The organism is Halorubrum aethiopicum (genome assembly GCF_001542905.1).
Taxonomy (GTDB): Archaea; Halobacteriota; Halobacteria; order Halobacteriales; family Haloferacaceae; genus Halorubrum; species Halorubrum aethiopicum.
Map to the genome: position 1 here is coordinate 745,877 of NZ_LOAJ01000001.1, position 21,349 is coordinate 767,225.

At 68.6% G+C, this 21,349-nt stretch carries 20 protein-coding genes; 6 read left to right on the top strand and 14 right to left on the bottom strand.

The window, feature by feature from the left end:
• Positions 1–139: 139 nt before the first annotated feature.
• Entirely contained in the window at positions 140–1,030 is an 891-nt protein-coding gene (hisG, locus tag AXA68_RS03585) for an ATP phosphoribosyltransferase (protein ID WP_066412903.1), read from the top strand.
• Positions 1,031–1,060: 30 nt separating this feature from the next.
• Here hisG and AXA68_RS03590 read toward each other — a convergent pair whose 3' ends face one another.
• Positions 1,061–1,321: a GIY-YIG nuclease family protein gene (locus tag AXA68_RS03590; RefSeq protein WP_066412905.1), complete on the bottom strand. Its 261-nt coding sequence runs from the start codon at positions 1,319–1,321 to the stop codon at positions 1,061–1,063.
• A 4-nt stretch (positions 1,322–1,325) separates the two neighbouring features.
• Complete coding sequence (gene larB, locus AXA68_RS03595) at positions 1,326–2,126, bottom strand: nickel pincer cofactor biosynthesis protein LarB (RefSeq protein WP_066418336.1); 801 nt, start codon at positions 2,124–2,126, stop codon at positions 1,326–1,328.
• A 205-nt stretch (positions 2,127–2,331) separates the two neighbouring features.
• Here larB and AXA68_RS03600 point away from each other — a divergent pair, with 205 nt between their 5' ends.
• A complete protein-coding gene (locus tag AXA68_RS03600; protein ID WP_004267503.1) occupies positions 2,332–2,499 on the top strand; it encodes a DUF1931 family protein in 168 nt (55 codons plus the stop codon).
• 141 nt (positions 2,500–2,640) lie between these two features.
• Here AXA68_RS03600 and rpiA read toward each other — a convergent pair whose 3' ends face one another.
• The 10 genes from rpiA to AXA68_RS03650 form a co-directional block, all read right to left on the bottom strand.
• Positions 2,641–3,390: a ribose 5-phosphate isomerase A gene (gene rpiA / locus AXA68_RS03605; RefSeq protein WP_066412907.1), complete on the bottom strand. Its 750-nt coding sequence runs from the start codon at positions 3,388–3,390 to the stop codon at positions 2,641–2,643.
• Between the two features lie 120 nt (positions 3,391–3,510).
• The gene (locus AXA68_RS03610) at positions 3,511–4,638 is read right to left on the bottom strand and encodes an ORC1-type DNA replication protein (RefSeq protein ID WP_066412909.1); all 1,128 of its coding nucleotides are present in this window, start codon (positions 4,636–4,638) and stop codon (positions 3,511–3,513) included.
• A gap of 141 nt (positions 4,639–4,779) precedes the next feature.
• Complete coding sequence (locus AXA68_RS03615) at positions 4,780–5,886, bottom strand: THUMP domain-containing protein (protein WP_066412911.1); 1,107 nt, start codon at positions 5,884–5,886, stop codon at positions 4,780–4,782.
• A 663-nt stretch (positions 5,887–6,549) separates the two neighbouring features.
• On the bottom strand, positions 6,550–7,329 hold the full coding sequence (locus AXA68_RS03620) for a fumarylacetoacetate hydrolase family protein (protein ID WP_066412917.1): 780 nt from the start codon (positions 7,327–7,329) through the stop codon (positions 6,550–6,552).
• 143 nt (positions 7,330–7,472) lie between these two features.
• Entirely contained in the window at positions 7,473–9,320 is a 1,848-nt protein-coding gene (locus AXA68_RS17040) for an ABC transporter substrate-binding protein (protein WP_198530015.1), read from the bottom strand.
• 246 nt (positions 9,321–9,566) lie between these two features.
• A complete protein-coding gene (locus AXA68_RS03630) occupies positions 9,567–10,565 on the bottom strand; it encodes an ABC transporter permease (protein WP_157884773.1) in 999 nt (332 codons plus the stop codon).
• Between the two features lie 109 nt (positions 10,566–10,674).
• Positions 10,675–11,739, bottom strand: coding sequence for an oligopeptide/dipeptide ABC transporter ATP-binding protein (locus AXA68_RS03635; RefSeq protein WP_066412924.1), 1,065 nt, complete (start codon positions 11,737–11,739; stop codon positions 10,675–10,677).
• Positions 11,736–12,779 (bottom strand): ABC transporter ATP-binding protein, encoded by a 1,044-nt coding sequence (locus AXA68_RS03640; RefSeq protein WP_066412927.1) that lies wholly within the window; start codon positions 12,777–12,779, stop codon positions 11,736–11,738. Before AXA68_RS03640 ends, AXA68_RS03635 begins: the two co-directional genes overlap by 4 nt.
• Positions 12,780–13,682, bottom strand: coding sequence for an ABC transporter permease (locus AXA68_RS03645; RefSeq protein ID WP_066412929.1), 903 nt, complete (start codon positions 13,680–13,682; stop codon positions 12,780–12,782).
• Between the two features lie 156 nt (positions 13,683–13,838).
• A complete protein-coding gene (locus tag AXA68_RS03650) occupies positions 13,839–14,276 on the bottom strand; it encodes a hypothetical protein (RefSeq protein WP_066412932.1) in 438 nt (145 codons plus the stop codon).
• Between the two features lie 439 nt (positions 14,277–14,715).
• Between AXA68_RS03650 and AXA68_RS03655 the strand changes: the two genes are divergently transcribed.
• From AXA68_RS03655 to AXA68_RS03670, 4 genes are all read left to right on the top strand, one after another.
• On the top strand, positions 14,716–15,162 hold the full coding sequence (locus AXA68_RS03655; protein WP_066412935.1) for a universal stress protein: 447 nt from the start codon (positions 14,716–14,718) through the stop codon (positions 15,160–15,162).
• A 194-nt stretch (positions 15,163–15,356) separates the two neighbouring features.
• Positions 15,357–16,040 carry a 4-carboxy-4-hydroxy-2-oxoadipate aldolase/oxaloacetate decarboxylase gene (locus tag AXA68_RS03660; protein ID WP_066412938.1) on the top strand — a complete coding sequence of 228 codons (684 nt, stop codon included), beginning with the start codon at positions 15,357–15,359 and terminating at the stop codon, positions 16,038–16,040.
• Between the two features lie 137 nt (positions 16,041–16,177).
• Positions 16,178–16,996 (top strand): aldo/keto reductase, encoded by an 819-nt coding sequence (locus tag AXA68_RS03665; RefSeq protein WP_066412940.1) that lies wholly within the window; start codon positions 16,178–16,180, stop codon positions 16,994–16,996.
• A 517-nt stretch (positions 16,997–17,513) separates the two neighbouring features.
• Entirely contained in the window at positions 17,514–18,329 is an 816-nt protein-coding gene (locus AXA68_RS03670; protein ID WP_066412954.1) for an IclR family transcriptional regulator, read from the top strand.
• A gap of 19 nt (positions 18,330–18,348) precedes the next feature.
• On the opposite strand, the gene AXA68_RS03675 is transcribed toward AXA68_RS03670, so the two are convergent.
• Together AXA68_RS03675 and AXA68_RS03680 are read right to left on the bottom strand one after the other, a co-directional pair.
• Positions 18,349–19,251: an HpcH/HpaI aldolase/citrate lyase family protein gene (locus AXA68_RS03675; RefSeq protein ID WP_066412957.1), complete on the bottom strand. Its 903-nt coding sequence runs from the start codon at positions 19,249–19,251 to the stop codon at positions 18,349–18,351.
• A 122-nt stretch (positions 19,252–19,373) separates the two neighbouring features.
• Positions 19,374–21,338 carry an archaea-specific SMC-related protein gene (locus AXA68_RS03680; RefSeq protein WP_066412960.1) on the bottom strand — a complete coding sequence of 655 codons (1,965 nt, stop codon included), beginning with the start codon at positions 21,336–21,338 and terminating at the stop codon, positions 19,374–19,376.
• Positions 21,339–21,349: the final 11 nt, after the last annotated feature.

Below are 21,349 nucleotides of genomic sequence, written 5' to 3' on the forward strand. Positions count from 1 at the left end.
CCCACTCCCTCGCGACTCCCTCGCGGGCTGGCTCGCGGCCGCCGGTGGCGGCCGCTCGCAGGCGCGCCACCGCGACGGGTCTCTCGTTCCGTCGCTCCCCGGACGAAAACGTTTCCCGCACGCCCCGCGACCCTCCCGTATGCGCATCGCCGTCCCCAACAAGGGCCGCCTGCACGAGCCGACGCTCTCGCTGTTGGAGCGCGCCGGGCTCCACGTCGAGGAGACCGCGGACCGACAGCTGTACGCCGAGACGGTCGATCCCGACGTGACCGTCCTCTACGTCCGCGCGGCCGACATCCCCGAGTACGTGCGCGACGGCGCGGCCGACCTCGGCGTCACGGGGTTGGACCAGGCCGCCGAGTCCGGCGGCGTCGTCTCGGATCCCGCGGACGCGTCCGACGACGACCTCGTCGACGTGCTCGATCTGGGATACGGCTCCTGCCGGCTCGTCCTCGCCGCGCCCGAGGACGGCGACGTCGAGACGGTCGAGGACCTGACCGGGAGGACGATCGCCACCGAGTTCCCGACCGTCACCCGGAGCTACCTCGAGCGCGTGGGCGTCGACGCCGACGTGGTCACCGTCACCGGCGCGACCGAGCTCACCCCCCACGTCGAGATGGCCGACGCCATCGTCGACATCACCTCCACGGGGACGACCCTGAAGGTGAACCGCCTCGCCGTGATCGACGACGTGCTCGACTCCTCGGTCCGGCTGTTCGCCCGCCCCGACGTCGTCTCCGACCCGAAGGTCGAGCAGGTCGTCACCGCCTTCGAGTCCGTACTGGCCGCCGACGGCCGCCGCTACCTGATGATGAACGCCCCGACGGATCGCCTCGAGGAGGTGAAGGACGTGATCCCCGGACTCGGCGGCCCGACCGTGATGGACGTCGAGGCCGACGCGGAGGGAAACGGCATGGTCGCGGTCCACGCCGTCGTCGAGGAGCGCGACGCGTTCGCGACCATCTCGGAGCTGAAGGCGGTCGGCGCGAGCGGCATCCTCGTCACCGAGATCGAACGGCTCGTGGAGTAGCGGCCGCCGCGCCGCGCGCCGGCGCTCGCGTCAGGCTCCCTCGCCGTCCCCGGCGATCAGTTCCTCCTTCCCGGCGCGCGACAGCGACTTGATCGCGTGTTCGCGCGCGAGCGCCGCCGACCGCGAGTCGAACGACTCGACGTGTCGCAGCGTCACCGGGGTGCGACCGCGGGTGTACTTGGCTCCCTCGCCCGCGTCGTGTTCGGCGACCCGCCGCTCCACGTCGGTGGTGTACCCCGTGTAGAGGGTGCCGTCGGCGCACTCGATCACGTACACGTGGTGGTCGGACACGGGTTCAGTTCCCGCCGTCTATCGCGCGGGCGATGAGCCCCGCCTGCGCGCCGGCGACGAACCCGGCGTCGACGTTCACCGTCGTGAGGGCGGTACACGACTGGAGCGCCCCGGCGAGCGCGGCCGCGCCCTCGCCGCCCTCGCCGTACCCCGTCGAGACGGGAACCGCGATCACGGGCGCGGCGACCAGCCCGGCGACCACCGTGGGCAGCGCCCCCTCGCGGCCGGCCGCGACGACGACGACGTCGGCCTCCCGGATCCGCGCTATCTGGTCGAGCAGCCGGTCGAGGTTCGCGACGCCGACGTCCTCGACCCGATCGACGCTCGCGCCGATCTCGCGGGCGACGACCTCCGCCTCGCCCGCCACGGGCGCGTCGGCGGTCCCGGCGGTCACGACCGCGACGGTCGCGGCGAGTTCCGGCGGCTCGAACCCCGCGGCGTGGACGACGACGGTGCGGGTCACCTCGTCGTGGTCGACGTCGGCCTCCGGCGCGGCGTCCCCGACGGCCTCCCTGACCGCCGCCGCGTGGTCGGGGCTCGCGCGAGTCACGAGCGCCCGGCCCGTCGTCTCCAGAGCCGTCGTCGCCAGTGCCGCCGTCTCGGCGGGGCGTTTCCCCTCGGCGAGGACCGCCTCCGGGATACCGCGGCGATCCTCGCGGGCGGAGTCGAACCGACCCGCGGCCGTCGTCGCGTACCCCGCGATCCGTGACTCCGCCTCCGAGACGCCGATCTCCCCGCTCGCGAGCGCCTCCAGCGTTCCGCGAACCGTCGATCCGTCCGTTCCGCGCTGTCTCTCCTCGCGCATGTTCGACCCGTCGGGACGCACGGGTTCGTAGCCGTCGATCCGCGACGGATCCCCTCGGCCCGCCGTTCCGATCCCCGGCGCGGCCCGACGCTCCACAAAATATATAAGTCACCCGCTCGGCACCCCGCCCTGAACCGCCCGCACGGCGTCCCTCGCGGGCGAATTCAGGAACTCTTATTAACTATCGACGGATACCCACGACCGCATGGCAGACCTCATTGTCAAGGCGGCAGTCAAGGAAGCCCTGGACGACAAGAACGTCGCTTCGGACTTCTACGACGCGCTGGACGAAGAAGTGGACGAGCTGCTCGAAGACGCCGCACGCCGCGCCGAGGCCAACGACCGGAAGACGGTCCAGCCTCGCGACCTGTAAGGCGTCCGACCCTGCCGTTTTCTTTCGACCCGATCCCCGAACAGCGGCCGCCATCGCCCGATCGCGGCTCCCGTGTGGTCACGCCTTCCGACGGTCACGCCCTCTGGCAGTCACGCTCTCCGGCAGTCACGCCCTCCGCAGTCACGCCTCCAGTATCCGAACACCCTCGGCGGTCCCGACGTGGACCTCGTCGGCGAGCCCGACGAACAGCCCGTGTTCGAGCACGCCGGGCGTCCCCGCGAGGGTCCCCGAGAGCGCCTCCGGCTCCGGGATCTCGCCGAACGCGCAGTCGAGAAGGAGGTTCCCGTTGTCAGTGACGACGGGACCGTCCTTCCGTTCGGCTCGTCGGAGCGTCGCCTCCCCGCCGGCCGCCCGCACCGCCTCGGCGACGACGCCGCGGGCGCTCGGGAGGACCTCCACCGGAACCGCCCGGTCGAGGACCGCGGCCTCCTTCGAGGGGTCGGCGACGACGACGAACCGCTCCGCGGCCGAATCGACGAGCTTCTCGCGGGCGTGCGCGCCGCCGCCGCCCTTGATCAGGTCCAGGTCGCCGGCGACGCGGTCGGCTCCGCCGTCGCTCGAGTTCTCCCCGCCGACGGCGACCTGGTCGGCCCCGTCGACGGCGACGTCGATCCCCGCCGCGTCCGGACCCGTGACCTCGTCGAGGTCGACGAGGGGGATCCCCGCCTCGAGGGCGCGCTCGCGGCTCGCGAAGGAGGTCGCCACGCCGCGGACGTCGAGCCCGGCGTCGACGCGCGCGCCGATCGCGCGGATCGCGTGGGCGGCCGTCGACCCGGTTCCGAGGCCCACCACGTCGCCGTCGTCGACCGCCTCAGCGGCCGACTCGCCGGCCCGTCGCTTCATCGCGTCGCTGCCGCCGGTCGTCTTCATGATCCCGCGTGCGGGCGGGGAGGGTGAAAAGGCGTCGGCCCGGCCGATCGACGCCTTCGGGCCGCGCCGTCTCCCCGGCGTCACGCCTCGACCCGCCCGGTCCACCGCCGCCTTCGTCGCTCACTCCAGCCGGTCCAGCACCGCCTCGGCGTCGTACGCGAGGGTGAGCTCGCGCGAGCGCCCGCGCCCCTCGACGTCGGCGTACTCGGCGTCGATCACGCCGAGCTGGTCGAGCTTGTTGATGATCTCCGAGTAGCGGGTGTAGCCGAGGTCCGTCTCCTCGTGGAACGCCTCGTACACCGCCCCGGCCTGCTCGCCGTCGTTGGCCGCGAGCACGCGGACGAGCGCGCGCTCGGAGTCGGAGAGCCCACGGAGCGACCGCGAGAGGTGGACGTGTTTCGACTTGTCGTAGGCGGACTCGACGTCCTCGGTCGCGATCGACTTCGAGGCGCGCATCTCGGCGTTGAGCCCCGCGCGACGCAGGAGGTCGATCCCGACGCGGAGGTCGCCGCTCTCGGCGGTCAAGTCGGCGACCCGGTCCAGCTCGGCGTCGCCGATCACGCCCTCGTGGAAGCCGCGCTTCGCGCGCTCGCCGAGGATGTCGTAGATCTCCGTCGCGTCGTACACCGGGAAGTACACCTCCTCGGGGCGGAACACCGACTGGACCCGGCCGTCGAGGTCGTCGATGACGTCGAGCGAGAGGTCCGAGGAGACGACGATCACGCCGATCTTCGCGCCGGAGTGCGCCTCGTGGGCGCGCAGGAGCGAGTAGAGCGTGTCGGAGGCCTCGTTCTCGTAGAAGAGGTAGTTCACGTCGTCGAGGGCGACCACGAGCACCTCGTCTTCCTCGACGAGCCGGTCCGTGATCTGGCCGAACAGCTTCTTGAAGGAGATCCCCGAGGAGGGCGGCTCGTACTCGAAGATCCCCTCGAAGAGCCGGGAGAAGACGGCGTAGCGCGTCGAGTCGACCTGGCAGTTCACGCGGACGGTCCGCACCTCGGTGCGCGCGCGCAGCTCCGAGAAGAGCTTCTGGACCGCGGTGGTCTTGCCCGTCCCCGGCGGTCCCCGGACGATCGTGTTGAGCGGGCGGGAGCCGCGGACGGCCGGCCGGAGCGCGTACTTCAGGCTCTCGAGCTGGCTCTCGCGGTGGCGGAACGTCTCGGGGACGTGGTCGATCTCGAAGACCGACTCGTCGCGGAACACCGACTCGTCCCACGAGAGCATGTCGTCGTCGGCGTCCCCGGGCATGGGGGTACCACTCCCCGCCGGTCACTTAACGGTTGCCCGGCCGCGGCGAAACTGAAAACCCGTCCGCGGGCGGTCGAACCGCGCGGTCCTCGGGCGTTCGGTTTCACTCTCACGTCGCTTCGACCCCGAGCTCGTCCGCGGTCACGTCGCCCGCGACGAGCCCCGTTCGCGCTCCAGGACCAACACGTGTCTCGTCAGCGACCGGTGAACCCGGCGCTCGAAGGCGGCGACGACCTCCCATCCCGCCTCGCGGGCGGGTCGACGCCAGTCACGGTCGGCGACCATCACGGCGCGCGGCGCGACGCGGGCGGCCTCCGTCAGCGCGCCGGCGACGAGGTCCGCGAGCTCGTGGCGGGCGATCTTGGACTGTCTGCCGTAGGGCGCGTCGAAGGCGACGCCGTCGACCGCGTCGTCGACGAGCGGGAGGTCCGTGGCGTCGCCGCGGGCGACGTGCCAGCTCGGCCCGTCGCCCGCATCGTTCACGTCCCCGTCGTCGCCACCGTCCCCACCGCCCTCGTCGCCCCGGTCGTCTCCCACGTACGCACGGAGGTTCTCTCTCGTCCCGCGGACCATCTTCGCCTGGGCGTCGCAGGCGACCGCGTCGGCCCCGACGAGCCCCGCCTCCAGCGGGAGCCCGCCGGTCCCGCACATCGGGTCGAGCAGGGTTCGGTCGGGGGCCGCGCCGGCGAGGTTGACGTAGGCGCGGGCGTCCGCGGGTGCCATGCTCCCCGGCTGGAAGAAGGGCCGGTCGGTCGGATCCGGCGCGAAGTCGCGGGCGGCCTCCAGAGCCGCCCAGCCGAGCGCGCAGACGGAGGCGCTCTCGCCGTCCGCCCCGGCGACCGCGTCGTGGTCGGCGCGCTCGCCCGCCGCGAACAGCGCGCGCAGGACGTGGTCGGGGTCGTCGAGGTCGACCGAAAAGCCGCGGTCGACGAGGACGCTCCCGAGCGCGCGCTCGGCGTCGGTCGTGGAGGCGTCGGCCGTGTTCCGGACGTTGCGGGCGCGAACCGCGACGCTTCCCGTCCGGTCGAGCGGCGCGGCCTCGAGGGCGGCGACCGCCGAGGCGACCGTCGCGTCCGTCCGGGCGATCGCCTCGTGGGCGGCGCGGGTGTACGCCAGCCGCTCGACGCCCTCGCCGACGCTCCCGGCGGCCGCCACCCCCGGCGCGAGGAGTTCGACGCCGGTCGCGGCCGTCGCCGCCTCGCAGGCCGCGAACGCGTCCGTCTCCCCCGCGAGTTCGAGCCAGTACACGCCGGATGCTCCGCGACGGCGTCGCATGAGGGTGGCGGATCCGGACGCTCACCGTTCGAGACCAATATATACAAATTGATATAAACTACGAATTACTACTTATCATAGTAATAGATGACTAAATCTACCGTTATATGTGTTATTTGGTCTATAACCGCTTCTAGAGTATTAATTCTATACAAACACTACAAATATATACTTTCTCTGTTTCTAGTCTATATCTGTATCGGCGTACGTATCGCGTTCTCGGCGTAACCGGATCAATTCTTCCAATAACATACTTTTTCAATCATATACGGAAAAATTATATATCGGTCCCGTAGGCGTCGTCTTGCGACGGGGCGTCTCCGGTTCATGGCTCCCTCGGAGCGCCGACGGCGTGGGTGGATCTCGCGCGTCGTCGGCTCGAACGCCGCGTTTCGCCCGGATCCGGGTTATTTCCACCCGATTCCGGCGGTCGTCCGGCGTGTGCGTGCTCGAGCGGCGGGAATACGTGTGCCTCTGGATGACCGTTCGTGTCGCTCGGTCGTCGGGTCCGCTCGATCGTCGGGTCGTTCGATCGCCGTTCGCGCCTCTCGTCTCGTGCCTCCCGTCTCGTGCCTCCCGTCTCGCGTCCTCTCGCTCCGTCGGCTCAGCGGCGTCTCGGGGGTCGAGACGCGGGCGTCACTGGTTCGGCATGAACCGGTGGTCGACGTCGCCGGAGAACTCGCCCGCTCCCACGATGTCGTGTTCGAGCGTGCCGACGCCCTCGACCGTGACCGCGACCGTGTCGCCGTCGCTGAGCGGACTGATGCCCGAGGGCGTCCCCGTCGCGATGACGTCGCCGCGCTCGAGGGTGACCAGCTTCGTGATCTCGCTTATGAGTTCCGGGACGGAGAAGATCAGGTCGTCGATCGAGGAGTGCTGTTTCACCTCGCCGTTGACCGTCAGCTTGATCTCCGCGTCGTCGGGGACGTGTTCCGGGTCGGCGACGACCGGTCCGATCGGCGCGGCGTTGTCGAACGCCTTCCCGCGGATCCAGTTCTGTTCTTTCTCCTGGTCGTCGCGGTTCGAGAGGTCGTTCACGCAGGTGTAGCCGGCGATGACCTCCTCGGCTCTGTCCTCGGGAACGTTTCGGCACTGCTCGCCGATGACGACGCCAAACTCGGCCTCGTGGTCGACCCGTTCTTTCCCCTCCGGCAGCGAGATCGTGTCCCCGTGGGCGGCAAGCGTGTTCGGTCCCTTCAAGAACAGAAGCGGTCGGTCGGGGATCTCCGAGTCGGTCTCCTCGGCGTGCGCCGAGTAGTTGAGCCCGACGCAGACGATCTTGCTCGGTTCTGTCGGCGGGAGCACGTCGACCTCGTCCGGATCGAACTTCTCCTCGCCGAATCGAAGCTCGTCGTCGTCGGTCCACTCGCCGGTACGGACGGATCCAGCCGGATCTCGAAATCTAACCTTTCGCATGGCGAGTTACTGTGTGACGCTCTCCCAAAAAAAGGTTCGGGGTCGCAGCCGCGAATTCCGTCGGAACGCGGGGCGATACGGTCGACTCGAGGCGTCCTCGCCGCCGCAAAAAAGCATCCGGGGATCGGTGGTCGCCGACGCGTTCAGAAGTTGTCCGGGTTCGGCGTCTCGCCCTCGGGCCACGCCTCGAGGTCCGCGTCCTCGGGGTAGTAGAGGTTGCCGTCGTCGTCCCAGCCCCAGCCGGCGTCCTCGAGGACCTGCCGGGCGGTCTCGACGTCGCGGGTCTCCGGGCCGGCCTCGCTGAGGTACTCCTCGTTGTACCACGGGTGCTGTTGGGAGTTGAACGTACAGTACGTCACCTCGTCGGACTCGCCGAAGGCGTACGTCTCGTTCAGGCCCTGCCGGTCGACCATGTGCGAGAGCGCCTGGCGGAACTCCATGTGCATGCCGGGCGCGTACGACATCTGCGGCATCATGCCGAACGGCAGGAACGCCGCCCCGTTGACGATCTGTGCGGTGTCGCCCATCGTCTCGCTGATCTGCCGGCCGGCGTCGGGCGTCAGCGTCACCGCGATGGCGAGCTCCTCGTTCTCGAAGGCGCGGCGGACCGCCGAGACGCTGTCGTAGATCGACATGATGATCGACGACTCGACGTCGAACGCCGGGTTCCCGTCGTGCGGAACGAGTTCGATGTTCTCCTGGTTGTTGTACGTCGCGATCTCGTAGGGCCCCGCGCCGATCATGGGGTCCTCGAAGTCCGTCGGGTTCTCCTCGATGCCGGCGTCGACGTACGCGTCACGCGGCAGCACGCCGAACGTCGGGAGCTGTGCCGTCACCAGCGTCGGCGCCGGCTCCGGCGTCTCGAAGCGGGCCGTGGTCTCGTCGACGGCCTCCACGGTCAGCTCCTCGGGGAGGTCGGTCCACTGGTAGGGACCGTTGTGGTACTGCTCGCTCAGGAACTCGTAGGTCCACTTGACGTCGGTCGCGGTCACCGGCTCCCCGTTGTGGAACGTGGCGTCGCGGAGGTTGAACGTCACCGCCGTCCCGTCGTCCGAGACCTCCCAGTCCTCCGCGAGCACGGGCACCCGCTCGTAGTTGGAGTCGTACAGCATCAGCGGCGAGTGCGTCAGCTGCGTGTACAGCCCCAGCGAGTCGGTGTCGCCGACGGTCGGGTAGAAGCTGCTCGTGAGGAACTCCCCCGGCAGGTTCGCCAGGATCGTGTCGGTGCCGCTCGTCGTCTGCGCGCCCGACTCGACGAGCGCGGCCCAGTTGACCGCGGAGAGGCCCGCTCCGCCCGCCTCGACGGGCTCGACCATGTCCGTGTTGATCGCGGCCGTCGTCGGCCGCTCGATGGTCGGGATGAACGGCAGGTCCTCCGAGTAGAGGCTCATCGCCTCGCCGACGACCTCCCGCCGGTCGGAGGGAACCCCGATCGACGACTGCTCGTCGGCGAGGTTCGAGAACTCCGTGTTGGCGTAGTTCGAGGGGTTGTACTGACCGTTCGACCCGGCGTTGTCGATGCTGTACGACTGGAGCAGTCCGTTGGGGTCGAGCCGCCCCGGGTCCGGACCGTGGCTGTTCACGGCCAGGTGGAAGTCGCGCACGTCGTCGCTCACCGCCGTGATCCCCTCCGCGGTCGTCATCGGCTGCGTCTCGATCTGGATGCCGACGTCCGACGCGACGGACTGGATGCTCGAGATGGTCTCCTCGAACAGGATCGTCGGCGGCCCCTGGTCCGACCAGTACTGGAAGGTCAGCGTCGGAACCCGCTCGCCGAGTCCCTCCGGACTGCCGCCGCCGCCGCCACCGGAGCCGTCGCCGCCTCCGTCTCCGCTTCCGTCGCCGCCGCCCCCGTCGCCGCCGCCTCCGTCTCCACCGGAGCCGTTCCCGCCACAGCCGGCGAGCGCGGCGGCGGACGCCACGGAGATGACTTTCAGCGCTTGTCGACGGTCTATGCTCTGCCGCTCCACGCGGTTGCCACTTGATGGCATACCCTATGCCTTCGGAGGTATTGTTAAAAAATTTGTGATAGTTAGAAATTCTGACGTACGTCACGTTTCGGGCGGAGAAACGGGCCGGAATCGACCGTCTACGCGGTCCCTGAGGCGATCGTCCGCGCGAACGGGGTATCGAGGTCGAGGGATCGGGGTCGAGGCGTCGAAGGACCGGAGCCGAGAGATCGGGGTCGAAGAATCGAGATCGAGGAATCGAAAGGGAGCCGGGAGGACGGCGACGCCTCAGTCCTCGTCGCCGGCGACGGAGACGCGCGGGTCGAGCACGCCGTACAGGAGGTCGACGAGGAAGTTCCCGATGATGACCCAGGTGGCCGCGATGAGGAACACGAACTGGATCACGGGGAAGTCCCGCGCCAGGACCGACGAGACCAACAGCTGGCCGATCCCCGGCCAGTTGAAGACGACCTCGATCAGGACGAGCCCGCTGATCGACGCCGCCAGCGAGATCGGGTACAGCGTGATGACCGGCAGCGAGGCGTGACGGATGATCTTCCGGAGCAGTTTCGACTCAGGCAGCCCCTTCAGCCGGTGGTAGTGGAGGTACTCCTGGTCGCTCACCTCGACGACGCTGTTCCGCATGATCAGCGTCGGGTACTGCATGAAGTACAGGAGAACCGTCATGAACGGCAGCGTGTAGTGTCGCCAGAACTCCGGCAGCAGGAACCGCTGCCAGTACGCCTGGTCCTGGACCTGGATCATCGTCGCCGGCGAGAGCATCCCGGAGGTCGGGAAGATCCCCAGCGTCGAGGAGAACAGCGCGATCAGCATGATGCCGAGGAAGAAGTCCGGGATCGAGTGGAAGACGGAGACCGAGATGATCCCCGACTTCTCGAGCGGGCTCCCGCGGCGGCGGCCGATGTACGCGCCGAACAGCCCGCCGACGATGTACGTCGCGGTGATGGCCGGCGCGACGAGCACGAACGAGTTCAGGATGCGCGGAGCCACGAGCTCCCAGACCGGCTGGCTGAAGCGGAAGGACTGCCCCGCGTTCCCGGTCAGGAGGTTGGTGATGTACTGGTAGTACTGGACGTATATCGGCTCGTCGAGCCCCCAGTCGGCCCGCAGCTGCGCGATCTGTTCGGGGTTCATCCCCTGTTGGACCAGGAGCGACGAGTAGTCCCCCGGCATCGCCCGGAAGAAGAAGAACAGCGCCGAGGCCACGAGGAAGATGAGCACCGCCGTTATCGCCGTCCGGCGGATGAAGTAGCTCAGGCGGCTCACGGCCGGTCACCTCCGGTTCCGGAGCCGCCGCCGTCGACGTGGTCGACGGCCGCGGAGCTGCTCGTCGGTCGCTTCGCGTCGGGTCGTGCCTCCGTGGGCTCGTTTCGGGTCATGTCGGTGTCTCCGGGGTGTGTTCCTCGACCGGCCCCTCCGCGTCGCCGGCCGTCGCTTCGTGGTCGTAGTAGAGGTGACAGGCGACCGAGCGCTCCCCCTCGCCGTCGGGGTCGACGTCGAGCGGCGTGTGGTCACACACGTCCATCCGATCCGGACAGCGCGTCTTGAACCGACACCCCTCCGGCATGTCGATCGGGTCGCCCGGCTCGCCGCCGATCGTCGCCCGCTCGCGCTCGTGGTGCGGATCCGGGATCGGGATCGACTGGATCAGCGCCTTCGTGTACGGATGTTTCGGGTCCGAGAGCAGCTCCCTGGTCTCGGCCTTCTCGACGATCCGTCCCAGGTACATCACGTTGATCTCGTCGCAGATGTACGAGACCGTCGAGAGGTCGTGGGAGATGTAGATCATCGAGACGCCGAACTCGCTGGTCAGCCCGTTCAACAGGTTGAGGATCTCCGCCTGCGTCGAGACGTCGAGCATCGACGACGGTTCGTCGGCGAGGATCACCTCGGGGTCGGTGATGAGCGCCCGCGCGATGGCGACCCGCTGTTTCTCCCCGCCCGACAGCTGGTTCGGGAACTGCTGGATGTACTGGCTCGCGGGCGTCAGTCCGACCTTCTCGAGCATCTCCTCGATGTCGGACCGCTCGTAGTCGATGTCGTGTATCTCCAGGGGCTCCGCGATCGTCCGGCGGACGCTGAACTTCGGGTCCAGGGAGTTGAACGGGTCCTGGAACACGATCTGTACCTTCCGGCGGAACTCCTTCCAGTCGGCCTTGTCGAACTCGCTCGTCGACTGCCCCTGGAACCGGACGTCACCGCCCGTCGGGTCGTACAGCCCCATGACGGTCCGCAGGAGCGTCGTCTTGCCGCAGCCGCTCTCGCCGATGACGCCCTGGACCTGGTTCTGCTCGAGCGTCATGTCCAGGTCGTCGACGGCGCGAACGAGCTTCGGCCCCTCCCCGAAGACGGTCTCCTTGACCGTCTCGACGAAGCTCGATGTCGTCTTGAAGTGTTTGTCCATCGACTCGAGCTCGAGGACAGGGTCGTCCGCGCTCATTGTTGTCCCTCCAGGATGCTCTCCTCGGTGGCGTTCCGATCGAGGTGGTCGGCGGCCAGCTCCTCCATCTCGTCCGCGCGGATACACCAGGCCTGGTGGTCGTCGTCGCCGGCGACGGCCTGTGCCTCGGGCGCGCCCTCGCGGCACTCGGGTTTCGCCCAGGGGCACCGGTCGGCGAACGTACAGAAGTCCACCTCGCCGCGAAGCTGCGGCGGGTGGCCGTCGATGACCGCCAGCTCGCGGTCCGGGAACCGGACGTCCGGGAACGCGTTCTGCAACAGGATCGCGTACGGGTGGCGGGGCCTGTCGAACACGTCGACCACGCTCCCGGTCTCCGCGACCTGCCCGCCGTGCATCACGGCCATCGAGTCGCAGTTCTCGAAGACGACCGAGATGTCGTGGGTGATCATCAGCATGCTGATGTCCCAGTCGTCTTTCAGGCCGTTGATGTAGTCGATGATCTGGTCCTGCATGATCACGTCCAGCGCCGTCGTCGGCTCGTCGGCGATGATGAGGCTGGGCCGGAGGTACAGCGCGAACGCGATGATCGCCCGCTGTTGCATCCCGCCGGAGAACTGGTGCGGGTAGTCGTGGATCCGCGACTCGGAGAGCCCGACGACCTCGAACAGCTCGCGGAGCCGGTCGACCGCCTCCGTCTCCGTGAGGTCCGTGTGGTACTTCGCCATCTCGATCGCCTGGCTGCTCAGCTTCATCACCGGGTCCAGGCTGTTCATCGAGGACTGCGGGATGACCGAGATCTCCTTCCAGCGAACGTTCTGGTTGAACTCCTTCTCGGAGTAGTCCTGGATCTCCTCGCCCTTGTACCGGATCGTCCCGGAGGTGACCTCGCCGTTGGCGTCGAGGCCGCCCACGATGGCGTCCGCGATCGTGCTCTTGCCGCAGCCGCTCTCGCCGACCAGCCCGAAGTAGTCGTGCCGGTCTATCGAGAACGACGCGTCGTTGACCGCGTGTACGTCGTTTCCTTGCTCCGTTCGATAGCGAATGTCGACGTCTTCGAACTCTAGTATTGGGTCCGTCATTTACACCACCACCTCGTCGTCACCGCTTCCCTCGTAGCCGCGACCGAGCAGGTACAGCGACAGCACGGTCAACGCGATCATGATGCCCGGCGGGAACGTCCACCACCAGGCCTCGGCGATACGCCCCGCTTGGTTCGCGTTCCGGATCATGATCCCCCACGTCGGCGTGAACGGGTCCGTGACCCCGATGAACGAGAGGCCGGCCTGCTCGAGGATCGCCAGCCCGACGCCCATCGCGAAGAACAGCGCGGCCATGTTCGCGATGTTCGGGAGGATGTGTTTCCGCATGATCCACGGGGTGCTCGCCCCGGTCGCCCGCGCGGCCATGATGTACGGCCGTTGGTTTATCTGGAGCACCTGGGATCGTATCACCCTGGCTATGAACCGCCAGAGCACCAGTCCCAGGATGGCGACCGTGGTGTAGAATCCCGCCCCGAAGAACGTGATGAGGACGATCGCGAACGGGATGAAGGGGATCCCGTACATGAAGTCGACGAATCGCATGAGGAAGCTCTCCGTCCTCCCGCCGACGTATCCGGCCGTCATCCCGACCGTTAACCCGATCGTCATCATCAGGCCGCCGGCGAGCAGCCCGGTGATGAGCGTCGCCCGCGCGCCGTACAGCAGCCGCGAGAGGACGTCCTCGCCGCGGTCGTTCGTGCCGAGGGGGTGCTCGAGCGACGGCTCGGCGTAGCGCATCAGCTCGCCGTCGTCGGTCATCTGCTGGGTGTTGTACGAGTACGGTGCGATCGCCGGGCCGATCAGGCCCATGACGAGGATGATCGCCAGGATCACGAAGGCGACCCTCGTGATCCGTTCCTCGAGGAGGTTCTCGAGCGCACGCCTCGCGATGATCGCGAGGTCGCTGTTGCGATACGCGTGAACCTTGTCAGCGATACTCATTGGTCTGTGCGGACCTCTCGATAGTGCGCACACTCTCCGTTACTGGCCATTGTAGGGTGTATGTCGGCTTCTCCCAGTACTTAATAAAAGTTCGGGTGGTTGGGGTCGTCGTTCCGGGACGGCGCGGGGATCTGACGGCGGCGTGCCCGCCGGCGCTCACCGCCGATGTCGTTCGAGCTCCGTCTCGATGGTGCCGGGACCGTGGGCCCCGTAGAGCCGCGCCTCGACCTCGCCGTCGCGGGTGAACAACACGGCCGGGCCGGCGGTGAGGGAGTACTCCCGCTCGAGGAACTCCCTGTAGTCCGGTCCGTACACCGCGAACGGCATCACCTCCTGTGGCTCCTCGAACACCGCCTCCAGGTCGCGTCTCGCGAGGTCACAGCTCTCGGAGTCGTCCAGCCACGCGTACACGAGCGCCGGCGAGTAGATCCGCAACAGCTCCGGGAGCTGCGTCGCCGGGACGGGGACGAACGACTGGGGAACCCCGTCGGTTCGGACGTCGTCGTCGCGGAACAGCCGCAGCGACGGGAGCAGCTGAACCGGGTTCCCCCCGTTCCCTCCCCGTCGCTCCCCAGTCGGTCGGCGAGGGCGCACAGCTCGGCGACCGTCCGCGGGTCCTTCTCGCCGAGCGCCGCGAGCGGCTCGACCGCGACGTCGTCGCCGACGATCTCCTCGATCGCGTCGGCGAACTCCGCTTCCGTGTGTCCCTCGAACCGCGACAGGTACTCCTCGACCGCCTCCTCGAACTCCTCGGAGAGCGTCACCGATCCTCCCTCGGCGGCGAGGACCCCGGACGCGAGAAGCGGGTTGTCGGCTGACATGGTGTCTCCACCCGGTCGCCGTACGTACATAAACGCTTCCCGCGGCGGACGCCCCCGGAGCGGTCCCGCAGTGGACGGCCCCGGAGCGGTCCCGCAGTGGACGGCCCCGGAGCGGTCGGGACCGCGGCGTCGACCGTCCGCTCGCGGATTCCCGGGTTCACGCGGCGCGTCGGGGCCAATCTATATTACAGGGGGCGTCGATCACGACGCCTGTGACCGTTCTGATAGCTGTCGGCGAGACCGAGGCCATGAACCGTGTCGTCCCGCTCGGCTACGAACTCGCGGAGAAGTACGACGATACCGTCACGGCGTTCCACGTCGTTCCGCGGTCCGAGTTCGAAGACCACAAGGAAACCATCGAGAGTTCGAAGCGGTTCCACGACCTCTCGATCACCCAGGAGAAGGAGAGCGCCGCCCGCTTCGCCCGCCGCGCGGTCCGCGACGCGGTTCCGGAGTTCGAGAACGCCCGCGTCGACGCGCGCGGGGCCGTCGGGGAGCCGGCGGACGAGATCGTCTCGATCGCGAACGAGATCGACCCGCGGTACCTCGTGCTCGGGGGGCGACGCCGGTCGCCCGTCGGGAAGGCGCTGTTCGGGAGCATCACCCAGGACGTGCTGCTCGACGTCGACTGCCCCGTCGTCACCGTGATGACGGACTGAGCGGTCGTCCGGCGGTCGACGCTCCGCCGAACACTCTTCTCCGAACGCTCCCCTCCGACCGCGTTTCTCCGAACGCTTCCCGCCGAACGCGTTCCTCCGAGCGTGGCCCTCCGAACACCTCCTCACGGCGGAGCGTCCGGTCTCGCGAGCGAAACCGCCGGTACGTTCTTGACCCGTCGACGAAACTCGGTGGTATGGTCGTTGTGAGGGACTTCGAACGGCCGGACCGGGAGACGATCGACGCGCTCGGCGAGTCGGACGCCGCGAGCGTTCACGAGGCGCTGGGGGAACGGACGGCGATGGACCCGGAGGTCGGGCCGATAAACGAGGAGGTCACGGTCTGTGGCCCCGCCTGTACGGTCCGGGTCCCGCCAGGCGACAACGCGATGGTCCACCTCGCGTCCGACCTGGCGGAGCCGGGCGACGTCCTCGTCGTCGCCACGGAGTCGCGCCGGGCGGCGGTCTGGGGTGAACTGCTCACGCGCAACGCGAAACGGCAGGGGCTCGGCGGGCTCGTCACCGACGGCAACGTCCGGGACACGGACCACCTCTCGGAGAGCGAGTTCCCGGTGTTCTCGGCGGCCGTCTCGCAGGCGGGCGCGGTGAAGGAGACCCCCGGATCGGTGAACGTCCCGGTCTCCGTCGGCGGCGTCGCCGTCCGACCGGGCGACGTCGTCGTCGGCGACCGGGACGGCGTCACCGTGGTCCCGCGCGAGGCGGCCGACGACGCGGCGGCGGCCGCGGCGGCGATCGCCGACCACGAGGCGACCTTACGCGAGCGGATCGACGAGGGGGAGACCCTGGCCGATATCCTCGGGATCCGCGACCTGATCGACGACGCGGACGTCCGCGTCGTCGACTCGCCCGAAGACGTGTGAGGGTCGGATCGCCCGACGCGTGCGGGTGTGAGGGGCCGACCCGTGCGCGAGCGACGAGGACGGGACGAGACGGGACGAGACGGGACGGGATGGGGACAACACTTAGTATCCTCGTTCCGCATGTGTGAATCGCTCGCATGACCGCGGACATTCCCGCGCCGGGACTCGGCACGTACCGGGTCACGGACCACGACGACTGCGTCCGGAGCGTCCGGACCGCGCTGGAGGAGGGGTATCGACACGTCGACACCGCGGAGGCGTACGGGAACGAGGTCGCCGTCGGCGAGGGGATCGCCGCCGCCGACGTCGACCGCGATGACGTCTTCCTCGCCACCAAGGTGTTGCACCCGAAGTTCACGGACGACTACTCGGGAGACAGCGTCACGGAGAACGCACGCGCGTGTCTCGACCGGCTCGGCGTCGACCGCGTCGACCTCCTCTACGCCGTCCACTGGCCCGCCGACGGCTACGACCCGGAGACGACGTTCGACGCGGTCGCCGACCTCCACGAGGAGGGGCTCTTCGACCGGCTCGGCGTCTGTAACATGACCCCGGCGCAGATCGACGAGGCGCGCGAAGCGTCCCCGGTCCCGATCGACGCGCTCCAGGTGGAGATGCACCCGCTCCTCCCCCAGCGGCGGCTCCGGACGTACTGTGACTCACACGGTATCGACCTCGTCGCGTACGCGCCGCTCGGCAACGGACGCGTCCTCGACGTGCCGGAGATCGCGGAGATCGCCGACGCCCACGGCGTCAGTCCGGCGCGCGTCAGCCTCGCGTGGGCCATGGAGAAGGGCGTCGTCCCGATCCCGAAGGCGACGAGCCGCGACCACATCGTCGACAACGTCCGCGCTCGGGACCTCGAGCTCTCGGCGGCGGACGTGGAGCGGATCGACGGGATCGACCGCCGCGACCGCCAGTACGACCCGTCGTACGCCCCGACCTGGTCGGGCTGACGGCGACCGGGGGCGACAGGCCCGGACTGAAGTCGACTGGGTCTGACCGGGGCCGACGAGCCCGACCGAGGCCGACCGACGGCGGCGTCGGGTCTCCACTCCCCGATCTCGTTTCGCCGTCTCCGGTTCCGTTCCACCGCTTCGCTTCGAACCCTCGCCCTCGCTCCCGTCACCGTTTTTCGATCCTTGATCCGTGGTACCGAACCGCTGTCTCCACGCCGTCCCGAAGACGTTCAGCATATCTGAACGCACTCGGCTCGACGGTGGATCTCGAGCCGCCGATCCGGGCTCTCCAGCGGAGAACGGCCGATTCAACGCCCGTACGTCCCGTATCTCCGTGTGGGTTGTGAAACCACCACACGATCTCGTTCTACTATAATGAACGTCCATGCGGTATCGCGGTTCCGAAACCGCGATCCCGCCGTCCTCGGCTCCGAACGGCTCCGATCGAGACACGACACACCTCACTAATTTAGCATATCCGAACAGATTAGTATCCATGGATCGATCGTTACGTATGACCGAACCATCGCGGAACCGTGTTGGAACCACCGAGAAGTCGCTCACCATCCTAGAGCACCTCCAGCGGGAGGACGGCGCGGGCGTCACCGAGGTCGCCAACACGCTCGGAATGAGCAAGAGCACGGTCCACAGTCACCTGACGACGCTCGTCGACTGCGGGTACGTGACCCACCACGACAAACAGTACCACGTCTCGACGAAGCTCCTCCGGCTCGGCGGCAGGCTCCGCGACCAGTCGCCGCTGTATCAGGCGGCGCGGATCGAGATGAAGTCGCTGGCGGCCGAGACCGACGGCGTGGTCCGTCTCTACCTCAAGGAGGGCGACGACGCGACGATGATCGCCCAGGAGGGGTACTATCCGGGCATCGCCGAACGACACCTCGGGGAACGGACGCCGCTCGCCGAGTCGATCGCGGGGCCCGTGATGCTCGCCGAACACGGGCGGAGCGACGACGGGAACGCCGCCGACGGGAACGCCGCCGCCGGAGAGCCCGACGACGCCGAGACCGTCGCCCACCCCGAGGTCGACGACGAGGTCCGGGACCGGTTCGACCGCATCCACCGCCGCGGGTACGCCGTCGAGACGAGTTCGACGAGCTCCGACCGAACGTTCGCGGGTGCGCTCTCCCGCCGGGACGGCGCCGTCATGGGCGCGCTGACGGTGACGGTCCCCGGCGACGCCGCCAGCCCGCTCTCGGCGGGCGATCGCCTGCTCGAGGCGGTCGAGCGCGTCGAACTCTCGCTCACCTCCTGGTACGACTCCCAAGCGACGTTCTCCCCGAAACACTCCTGGCACGTCCACTCGCACTGAACCCCCTTTTCGAGCCGTCTCAGAGGTCGGAGAGCTCGTCCGCCTCCGTCGCCTTCTCGACGATCTCTTTGGCCATCTCGAACGTCTCCTCGTCTATCACCTGTCCGTCGACCTCGACGGTCCCCCGCTCGTCGTGGTCGGACGCGGTGTACGCCTCGTAGATCCGGCGCGCGCGCCGGACGTCCTGCGGGCTCGGCGTGAAGATCTCGTTCGCGATGTGGATCTGGTTCGGGTGGACGACGGTCTTGCCGTCGAACCCGAGGGCGCGACTCGCCTGACACGCCGCGCGGAACCCCTGCGTGTCGCCGGTGTCGGGGTACATCCCGTCGATCACCTGTATTCCCACCTCCCTCGCCGCGTTCACCACTCGGGAACGGGCGTACTCCCAGTGTCCGCCCACCTCCGCCCCGTCGGCCGTCTGCCCGACCCCGATGCTCGCCGCGTAGTCGCCGGGGCCGAAGAGGAGGGCGGCGAGCCGGTCCACGGACCGGGCGATCCGCGTCGCGTTGTTGATCGCCGTCGCGCTCTCGAGTTGCGGGATCAGACCGACCTCGCCGGGCTCCATTCCGGCGTTCCGTTCCACCTGCCGCAACAGCAGGTCGACCGCGTGGAGCTGTTCTACCCGCGACACCTTGGGGACGATGAGGCTGTCGACGTGCTCGCCGGCCGCGCCGACCGTCTCGATCAGGTCCTCGTACCACCACTTCGTGGTGACGGCGTTGATCCGCACGGCGATCGACTTGTCCATCTCCGGGTCGGCGGCGAGGAACTCGACGAGGTCGCTTCGGGTCCGTTCCTTCCGTTCCGAGAGGATGGCGTCCTCCAGGTCGAGGAACAGCGCGTCGGCGTCGGTCGTGCGTCCCTTCCGGATGAGGTCCTCGTCCGAGGCGGGCGTGATGAGGAGCGTGCGTCTGAGGTTCATGGATAGCGGATCCACAGCCCGAACCAAAAACCCACGCACGCAACGAATATTCGCTCCGTCCGCGCGACCCGCGACGCGTCACGTCGGACCGCGACGCGTTTCCGCGCCGGATCGCGGTCCGGTCAGATGTCGGAGACGACGTCGTACCCGTCGTCGAGCGCCGAGGCATCCTCCGGGAGCAGCGCGACGACGAGGTACTCCGCGTACTCCTCGAAGTACTCGACGACGCGCGCGATCCGGTCGGCGTCGATGACCTCGAGCGAGTCGAGCAGCACGAACGGCACGTCCTCGTACACCTCGTGAGCGAGGTACCCCGCCAGCGCGAACACCAGCCCGGTCACCGCGCGCTCGCTCTCCGAGAGGTGTGCGACGGAGTCCTGATAGCTCGCCCCCTCGTCGTCGGATCGGACGACGTGGAGCTCCGACTCCGTCCGAGCCGTCTCCCGTCTGCCCCCCGCGTCGTCCCGTTCCCGTCGCTCGATCCAGATCCGCTCGATGTTGTCGTACTCGAGGATGTCGAGGACGGCGGCCATGTGCTCGTTGAACGACTCCACCGCGTCCGCCTCGATGCGGTCGACGCGCGTCCGGAGGTCGACCAGCTCCTCCGTGAGGGCCTCCCGCTCGTCCTCGAGGCGGTCCCGCTCCGCTATCGTCGCCTCGGCGTCGTCGATCTCCGCGTCGACCTCCTCGAGGTCGGCCTCGATCCCCTCGATCTCTAGCTCCAGCTCGGTGGCGTCGCGGTGGAGCGCGATGACCTCGTCGTAGTCGGGGCCGCCGGCGTCCCGCGCCGCCGCCTCCAGCTCCTCGATCTCGGCTCGCTTCTCGTCTATCGCCGTCTCCAACTCCTCGATCCGGTCGCGACACTCCTCGAGTTCGCTCGCCACCTCGGACAGCCGACCCTCCGCCCGTTCGATCGCGCGGGTCCGCTCCACGACCGCCGACCGCCGCTCCGAGAGCTCGTCGATCCGGCTCTGAAGCTCGTTCCGGTCGGAGAGTTTCTCCTCGTGGAGGCTCCGGAGCCGCTCGATCGTCTCCTCGATCGCGGTCCGCTCGACCCGCGACCCGCACGACCAGCAGACGGTTCGGTCCCCGTCGGCGACCAGCGCGTCGGTCACGTCGCGTTCGGATCCGTCGCCGACGCTCCCGTCACCGCCGTCGCCGGCGAGGTCGGCGTCGAGCTCGTCGCCGGCCAGCATCTCCTCGTTGAAGTTGATGACGCTTCGGAGCTCCCCGAGCGTGTCGTCGAGCTCGCGTTTCCGCTCGCGGAGGTCGTCGACCCGGTCGTCGATCCGGTCCGGATCCGTCTCCGGGGCGTCGACCGCCTCGAGCTCCTCCTCCAGTTCCGCACGCTCCGATTCGAGCTCCTCGACGGTCGCCTCCTCGGTGGAGCGTTCGAACCGGAGGTCCTCGAGCTCCGCCCGCGCCCGCCGAACCGTCTCGAACGCGTCGTCGATCTCCTCGCGCCGCTCGCGGCTCTCCTCGAGGTCGGCGTCCGCCCGCTCGATGGCCTCCTCCACCTCCTCGAGTTCCGTTCGCTTCTCCTCCAGTCGCTCGCGGAGGGTCGTTCGTCTCGACTCGAGGCGCGGCAGCTCCGCCTCGATCCCCTCGAGTTCGGAGAGCCGCTCGTCGATCGCGTCCCGCTCGCGCGTCCGCTCCGCTATCTCCGCCTCGATCGCGTCCACGTCGATCGGGCGCATGATGACCTCCCGAAGGTCCTCCCCCCGGGCGACGGCCAACCGCGCCTCGTTGTCGCCGAGCAGGAACGCGAACAGGTCCGCGGCCGTCGGGTCCTCGAGGTACGGCTCCCCCTCGAAGACGACCCGCCCGTCCCGCCGCGTCAGCGTCCGCGAGTACGTCTCGCCGTCGACGTCGATCGTTACCTCCCCTTCGTCGGCGTCCCCCTTCAGCGAGGGCCGAGTGCTCCCGAGCCCCGCCATGATCGCCTGTAGGAACGAGGACCGATGCGTGGCGTTTCGCCCGCGTAACAGCGTCACGCCGGAGGAGAGTTCGACCGCGGTTCGGTCGATCCCGCCGATGTTCCGTGCGCGCACCTGAACGGACTCCAGCGCCACTTCACTCCGTGCCATCGTGTACGCAC